Source organism: Brevundimonas sp. (assembly GCF_036399195.1).
Lineage (GTDB): Bacteria > Pseudomonadota > Alphaproteobacteria > Caulobacterales > Caulobacteraceae > Brevundimonas.
Genome location: NZ_DASWNO010000056.1, coordinates 1 through 5,286 on the forward strand (window position 1 = coordinate 1; position 5,286 = coordinate 5,286).

At 69.0% G+C, this 5,286-nt stretch carries 6 protein-coding genes; 3 read left to right on the top strand and 3 right to left on the bottom strand.

The annotated features are described in order from the left end of the window. The 3 genes from VGB60_RS02825 to VGB60_RS02835 form a co-directional block, all read right to left on the bottom strand. On the bottom strand, positions 1-626 hold a 626-nt coding region (locus VGB60_RS02825; protein WP_331036765.1), incomplete at its 3' end, for an SDR family NAD(P)-dependent oxidoreductase. A gap of 121 nt (positions 627-747) precedes the next feature. Further along, positions 748-1,692 carry an ACP S-malonyltransferase gene (fabD, locus tag VGB60_RS02830; protein WP_331036766.1) on the bottom strand — a complete coding sequence of 315 codons (945 nt, stop codon included), beginning with the start codon at positions 1,690-1,692 and terminating at the stop codon, positions 748-750. A 106-nt stretch (positions 1,693-1,798) separates the two neighbouring features. Further along, positions 1,799-3,205 (bottom strand): FAD-binding oxidoreductase, encoded by a 1,407-nt coding sequence (locus VGB60_RS02835; protein ID WP_331036767.1) that lies wholly within the window; start codon positions 3,203-3,205, stop codon positions 1,799-1,801. An 86-nt stretch (positions 3,206-3,291) separates the two neighbouring features. Here VGB60_RS02835 and VGB60_RS02840 point away from each other — a divergent pair, with 86 nt between their 5' ends. From VGB60_RS02840 to VGB60_RS02850, 3 genes are all read left to right on the top strand, one after another. Further along, positions 3,292-3,702 carry an NUDIX hydrolase gene (locus VGB60_RS02840; RefSeq protein ID WP_331036768.1) on the top strand — a complete coding sequence of 137 codons (411 nt, stop codon included), beginning with the start codon at positions 3,292-3,294 and terminating at the stop codon, positions 3,700-3,702. A gap of 87 nt (positions 3,703-3,789) precedes the next feature. Further along, positions 3,790-4,809 (top strand): SPFH domain-containing protein, encoded by a 1,020-nt coding sequence (locus VGB60_RS02845; protein WP_331036769.1) that lies wholly within the window; start codon positions 3,790-3,792, stop codon positions 4,807-4,809. Positions 4,810-4,812: 3 nt separating this feature from the next. After that, the gene (locus VGB60_RS02850) at positions 4,813-5,271 is read left to right on the top strand and encodes an NfeD family protein (RefSeq protein WP_331036770.1); all 459 of its coding nucleotides are present in this window, start codon (positions 4,813-4,815) and stop codon (positions 5,269-5,271) included. Positions 5,272-5,286 lie beyond the last annotated feature (15 nt).

The following is a 5,286-nucleotide window of genomic DNA, read 5'->3' on the forward strand; positions in this document are numbered from 1 at the left end:
CCGGCGGGGATGTTCTTCAGGATGGTCTCGCGCTGCTGCTCGTTCAGCACGTCGGTCATCGGCGAGGCGATGAAGCCGGGCGCGATGCAGTTCACCGTGATGCCGCGCGAACCGACTTCCTGCGCCAGCGATTTCGAGAACCCGATCATGCCGGCTTTGGAGGCGGCGTAGTTGGTCTGGCCGGGATTGCCGGTGACGCCCACGACCGAGGTCACGCCGATGATGCGGCCCCAGCGGCGCTTCATCATGCCCTTCATGGCCGCTCGGGACAGGCGGAAATAGCTCTCCAGGTTGACGCGGATCACCTCCTGGAAGTCCTCGTCCTTCATGCGCATCAGCAGGCCGTCGCGGGTGATCCCGGCGTTGGCGACAAGGATGTCCAGCGGCGCGCCGGCGGCCTCCTCGGCGCGGGCGATCAGGCCGTCGACAGAGGCCGGGTCAGACAGGTTGGCGGCGGCGGCGAAGGCCCGCTCGCCAAGCTCCGCGGCCAGATCCTGCAGCACCGCCTCGCGGGTGCCGGACAGGACGACGGCTGCGCCCTGGGCGTGCAGGGCCCGGGCGACCGCTCCGCCGATGCCGCCGGTGGCGCCGGTGACGAGGGCGGTCTTGCCGGTGAGGTTGAACATGGTTGCCTCCGGAGGAGTGATGAGTGGCTGGTGATTAGTGGTTGAAGCGGCTGAGCCGGTGAAAGCGGATTGGCGAGCGGGTCTTGGCCCTGCCAATCACTAATCACTGGCCACTAACCACTCAAAGGCTCTTCGCGAACGTTTCCATCTCCTCAGGCGTAGTAAGCGACAGGCTCTCCGCGTCGGGCGCGATGCGTTTGGCCATGCCGGTCAGGACCTTGCCGGATCCGATCTCAACGAAGCGGGCGACCCCGCCCTCCCCCGCCATCCATTCCATGCTCTCGCGCCAGCGCACCCGTCCGGTGACCTGTTCGACCAGAAGGCGGCGAAGCACCTCGGGGTCGGTTTCCGGTCGGGCGGTGACATTGGCGACCACGGGGACAGCAGGGGCGACGATCCGGGCCTCCCCGAGCGCCTCCGCCATCTCGTCGGCGGCGGGCTGCATCAGCGGGCAGTGGAAGGGAGCAGAAACGTTCAGCGGAATGGCCCGGGCGCCGAGTTCCTTGGCCTTCTCGATGGCCCGATCGACGGCGGCCTTGTCGCCCGAGATGACGATGTTGCCAGCGTTGTTGTCATTGGCCACGACGCAGACGCCGACCTCGGAACCGGCGGCCGCCGCGGCCTCGGCCAGAACGAGGTCGGTCTTCGGTCCGATCAGTGAGGCCATCGCGCCCCGGCCGACCGGAACGGCCCGCTGCATGGCCTGACCCCGCAGCTTCAGCAGGCGCGCGGTGTCGGTCAGCGAGATCGCCCCCGCGGCGCACAGGGCGGAATACTCGCCCAGTGAATGACCCGCGACGAAGGCGGCCTTGCCGATGTCGAACCCGAACTCAGCCTTGAGCGTCCGGGCCGCAGCCACCGAGACAGCCATCAGGGCCGGCTGGGCGTTCTCGGTCAGGGTCAGCTGGTCCTCGGGACCCTCCCGCATCAGCCGCGAAAGGTTCTGCCCCAGCGCCTCGTCGATCTCGGCGAAGACATCACGGGCGCTGGCGAAGGCGTCGGCCAGCGCCGCGCCCATGCCCACCGACTGGCTGCCTTGTCCCGGGAACAGCAGGGCGAGGGTCATGGCAGGCTCCGGACGCGTTGAATCGAGCCGGAGGGGTAGGACGATCAGGCCGATGGGGCAAGCCGCGCCTGGCGGGGCGTGAAACCGACGACTTGGCCTCGTACGGTCAGAACAGCACACCCGGGTTCATGATCCGGTGAGGATCGATCGCCGCGCGCACGGCCTGCATGGTCGCTATCTCCACCCGCGACTTGTATCGCCGCGCCTCATCCGTCTTCAGCCGGCCGAGACCGTGTTCGGCGGAGATGGAGCCGTCGTAGCGGGCGACGATGTCGTGGACGATCTGCGATCCCTCGGCCCAGCGGGCGAGGAAGGCGGACAGGTCTCCGCCTGCCGCGCTCAGCACGTCGTAGTGCATGTTTCCGTCGCCGACGTGCCCGAAGGCGCTGACCCGGGCCCCCGGGTGGAAGCGCTCGACGGCCGCCGTCGCCTCGTCGAGGAACTCTGCGATGCGGGAGACAGGCACGGAGACGTCGTGCTTCCAGCCGCCGCCCTCGGGCTTCTGCGCCGCGGACTGTTCTTCGCGAACCTTCCAGAAGGCGGCCCGCTGCGCGTCGTTCTGGGCGATGGCGGCGTCGGTGATCAGGCCGGCGTCAAAGGCGGCTCCCAGCAGCCGCTCCAGGCCGGCCTCGGCGGCCGCGGGCTCGCCGGAAACCAGCTCGATCAGGACATACCAGGGCGGGACGCTGTCCAGTGGTTCGCGCGTGCCGGGGATGTGCTTCAGCACGAACTCCATGCCGATTCGCTTCATCAGCTCGAAGGCCTCGACGCCTCCGCCGGTCTCGCCCTTCGCCCGGGCCAGCAGTTCGACGGCGGAGGCGGCGCTGTCGAGGCCGACCATGGCGGTGGCGCGGGATCGCATCACCGGAAACAGCTTCAGGGTCGCGGCGGTGACGACGCCCAGCGTTCCCTCGGCCCCGATCAGCAGCTGTTTGAGGTCGTAGCCGGTGTTGTCCTTCCTGAGCCGCTTCAGGCCGTGGAACACCTCGCCGTTGGGCAGGACGGCCTCGAGCCCGAGCACCAAGTCGCGCATCACGCCGTAGCGGAGAACCGCCGTGCCGCCCGCGTTGGTCGAGACCACGCCGCCGATGGTGGCCGTGCCTTCGGCGGCGAGGCTGAGCGGAAACAGCCGGTCCATGGCCGCGGCCGCCTGCTGCGCCTCCAGCAACGTGACGCCCGCCTCGACGGTCATCGCGTCGTCGAGGGGGGTCACGTCCCGCACGGCGCACAGCTTCCGCGTCGACAGCAGGACCTCGCCGTACGGAATCTGACCGCCGACCAGACCGGTGTCGCCCCCCTGCGGCGTGATCGCCACGCGATGCTCGGCGCAGACCCGAACGATCCGCGCGGTTTCATCCGTCGAGCGCGGCGTCAACATCAGCGGCGTATGGCCGTGCCAGCGGTTCCGCCATTCGGTCAGCCACGGCGCGATCTCCGCCGGATCGTCGGTCCAGCCGCCACCGCCGGCGGCAGACTTCAGGGCGGCGATGGCGGCGGCGGACGGCGGGGTCATGAAGCCTTGTCTCAAAGCAGCGCCGGCCGCGCCACCCCATTCCCCTCCCCTCGCGACAGGCCGGCGACGGATCGATAGAAGACAGCATGAAGAGCGCCCTCCCCACACCCGTCCCCGCCGTCGGCGTCGTCTGCCTGAGGGGCGATGCAGTCCTGCTGATCCGTCGCCGAAACCCGCCGCGGCAGGGTGAGTGGAGCCTTCCCGGCGGACGGATCGAGAGCGGTGAACGCGCGGTCGACGCCGCGCTTCGCGAGCTGCGCGAGGAGACTGGCGTAGAGGCCGAGATCACCGGCTTGCTCGACGTCGTCGACGGCGTCTTCGCCGACGCGGGCCGGCATTATGTGCTGATCGACTATGCCGCTCGCTGGCTGACCGGCGAGCCGTTCGCGGGCGACGACGCCGCCGAGGCGCGATTCGTGCCGCTGGGCGAGGTCGAAGCTCTGGTCGGCTGGAGCGAGACGCGGCGGATCATCGCCCTCGCCGCCGCCACACGGTGAAGATTACAGGGATGTCATCTTTCCCGGACCGGTTTTCATGGCGCTCGCGCGTCGGGGTGCTAACCTGAACGGGATACGGGAGGCTTCATGGACACGTCGCTACTTTTCACCCTCGCCCTGCTCGCGCTGGCCTTCGTGCTGCTGTTCAGCGTGGTCAAGATCGTGCCCCAGGGCCGTGAGTTCACGGTAGAGCGCTTCGGCAAATACACCCGCACCCTCAGCCCGGGCATCAGTCTGCTGACGCCGTTCGTGGAGCGGATCGGCCGGCGGATGAACATGATGGAGCAGGTCCTCGACGTGCCCCAGCAGGAGGTCATCACCAAGGACAACGCCATGGTGAAGGTCGACGCCATCGTCTTCATCCAGGTCATGGACGCCGCGCGGGCGGCATACCGGGTCGAGAACCTGCCCTACGCCATCACCCAGCTGTGCTCGACCAACCTGCGCACCGTAGTCGGATCGATGGACCTCGATGAGGTGCTGTTCCAGCGGGACAACATCAACTCGCGCCTGCTGACCGTCATCGACGCGGCGACCGAGCCATGGGGCGTCAAGGTCAACCGCATCGAGATCAAGGACCTGACCCCGCCGGTCGACATCACGAACGCCATGGCCCGCCAGATGAAGGCTGAGCGCGAACGACGCGCCGTCATCACCGAGGCCGAAGGCGAGAAGCAGGCCGCCATCGCCCGGGCCGAGGGGGCCAAGCAGGCCGCCATCCTGCAGGCCGAGGGACGCCGGGAAGCCGCCTTCCGCGACGCCGAGGCCCGCGAGCGGGAAGCGCAGGCGGAGGCCAAGGCGACCGCCATGGTGTCCCAGGCCATCGCGGCGGGCGACGTCAATGCAATCAACTATTTCGTCGCCCAGAAATACGTCGAGGCGTTCGCCGAACTGGCGCGAAACCCGACGGCCAAGACCGTGATCGTCCCCGCCGAAATGAGCGGCCTGGTCGGCACCATCGCCGGCCTCGGCGAGCTTGTCGGGCTCGCTAGGGACCAGCAACAGGTCCGCCGCGACACTTCGCTAGCGCCGCCGCGCGCCACGCCGCCAACCCCGCCCCGTCCGCCGCGCCCGCCGGGCGCCGGCTCCGTTCCCAGATCGGAATAAGCCATGGAAGCCCTGACCGACCTACACGCGGCCCAGCCGTACTGGATCTGGCTGGCGCTCGGGGTCGCCCTTCTGGCCATCGAGGCGGCCTTCTCCACCGAATGGCTGCTGTGGCCCGCCGTCGCGGCCGGCATGGTGGCGGTGGCCACGGCGATCGGTCTGCCGCTTAGCGTGATCGGCGAAGTCGCGCTGTTCGCGGTCGTGACCGTGATCCTGACCCTGTTGTCGCGCCGGCTGATCCAGCGGGTGAACCCGACCGACAGCCCAGACATCAACGCCCGCGAGGGCCGGCTGGTCGGGCAGCGGGCGCAGGTGGTCCAGCCTTTCGTGAACGGACGCGGCCGGGTGTTCGTCTCGGGCGCCGAGTGGATCGCCGAGATCGAGGGCGTCGGACCTCTGGCGGGTGAGACCGTCGTGGTGGAGTCGATCGACGGGCCGAAACTGAAGGTGCGCGCGGCCTAGCGGCTCAAGTCCTCA

Excerpts from the sequence above, each read along its gene's own strand:
- fabD (WP_331036766.1), bottom strand. The coding sequence starts at position 1,692 with ATGACCCTCGCCCTGCTGTTCCCGGGACAAGGCAGCCAGTCGGTGGGC.
- VGB60_RS02835 (WP_331036767.1), bottom strand. The coding sequence starts at position 3,205 with ATGACCCCGCCGTCCGCCGCCGCCATCGCCGCCCTGAAGTCTGCCGCC.
- VGB60_RS02840 (WP_331036768.1), top strand. The coding sequence starts at position 3,292 with ATGAAGAGCGCCCTCCCCACACCCGTCCCCGCCGTCGGCGTCGTCTGC.
- VGB60_RS02845 (WP_331036769.1), top strand. The coding sequence starts at position 3,790 with ATGGACACGTCGCTACTTTTCACCCTCGCCCTGCTCGCGCTGGCCTTC.
- VGB60_RS02850 (WP_331036770.1), top strand. The coding sequence starts at position 4,813 with ATGGAAGCCCTGACCGACCTACACGCGGCCCAGCCGTACTGGATCTGG.